Annotated in this window: 1 pseudogene; it reads right to left on the minus strand. The window is 37.0% G+C overall.

The features are described 5' to 3' along the window. A pseudogene (locus B7697_RS00030) lies at positions 1-449 on the minus strand (FtsX-like permease family protein); the annotation flags it as partial.

Below are 449 nucleotides of genomic sequence, written 5' to 3' on the forward strand. Positions count from 1 at the left end.
ATCAGCACATAGGCGATGAGGAAGATAGCGCAGATAGACAAGGTCACAATCAACATCATATTCGTATCTATTACACCAATCACTTTTAAAATCAGACTAAGCATATGGTAGGCAAAGGCTAGATGTATGAAGGCAAAAAGCAAAGGAAGGAAGAAAACAGTTAAAACCTGTTTGTTAATGGTTTGCTTGATTTGCTTTTGATCTAAACCAACTTTCTGCAAGATAATAAAGCGCTCACGGTCTTCATAGCCTTCAGAAATTTGTTTGTAATAGATGACCAGAACGGTTCCGACCATAAAGATAATGGATAGGAAAATACCGATAAAGAAGACACCACCAAAGAGGGCACTCATTTGAGCACTAGCATCTGCTAGATTGCTACCATACACATAGCTACCTTCAGTGTTTAATTGAGCATTAAACTTTTGTAAGTATTTTTCATATTCTTC

Origin of the sequence: Streptococcus mitis, from assembly GCF_002096895.1 — a bacterium.
Taxonomy (GTDB): Bacteria; Bacillota; Bacilli; order Lactobacillales; family Streptococcaceae; genus Streptococcus; species Streptococcus mitis_AH.